Below are 254 nucleotides of genomic sequence, written 5' to 3' on the forward strand. Positions count from 1 at the left end.
GGGGCTGCATCAGTCCGTCTTCCGCGCAGAAAAACGCATCGGCCTGGTATTGTTCGGTAAGGGCAATATCGGTTCCCGTTGGCTGGAACTGTTCGCCCGTGAGCAGAGCACGCTTTCGGCACGTACCGGCTTTGAGTTTGTGCTGGCAGGTGTGGTGGACAGCCGCCGCAGCCTGTTGAGCTATGACGGGCTGGACGCCAGCCGCGCGTTAGCCTTCTTCAACGATGAAGCGGTTGAGCAGGATGAAGAGTCGT

The 254-nt window shown here is 59.4% G+C and carries 1 pseudogene; it reads left to right on the forward strand.

The window, feature by feature from the left end:
* A pseudogene (metL, locus tag SB719_RS21390) lies at positions 1-254 on the forward strand (bifunctional aspartate kinase/homoserine dehydrogenase II); the annotation flags it as partial.

Origin of the sequence: Pantoea sp. SIMBA_079 (assembly GCF_046940275.1) — a bacterium.
In the GTDB taxonomy this organism is placed as follows: domain Bacteria; phylum Pseudomonadota; class Gammaproteobacteria; order Enterobacterales; family Enterobacteriaceae; genus Pantoea; species Pantoea borealis.